Below are 287 nucleotides of genomic sequence, written 5' to 3'. Positions count from 1 at the left end.
TACAGCTTGCAGGTGTACACGAACGGGTAGCCAATGCCCGTGCTGATTTCAACACAAACTCTCTCGTGCAATTGTTGACGAAAACCAAGCGGTAATTGTAGAGACACTGAAATCGGCGAATATGATGAAAAACCACTGTCTGGCTCGCGCTATCGGTGATGCAGGCTGGCATGGTTTTATCACAAAGCTGGAATATAAAGCCGCAGAAAAAGGCGTCCATCTGGTAAAACTGGATCAATGGTTTGCCAGTTCGAAAACCTGTCATTGCTGCGGTCATAAAATGTCAG

Annotated in this window: 1 pseudogene; it reads left to right on the top strand. The window is 46.3% G+C overall.

The features are described from left to right. Positions 1-287, top strand: a pseudogene (locus BHE89_RS01175) (RNA-guided endonuclease TnpB family protein); the annotation flags it as partial.

It is taken from the genome of Shigella sp. FC1967 (assembly GCF_001743005.1).
GTDB lineage: Bacteria > Pseudomonadota > Gammaproteobacteria > Enterobacterales > Enterobacteriaceae > Proteus.
The sequence above is the reverse complement of the archived record's forward strand: the minus strand, read 5'-3'. Positions and strand labels throughout refer to the sequence as shown.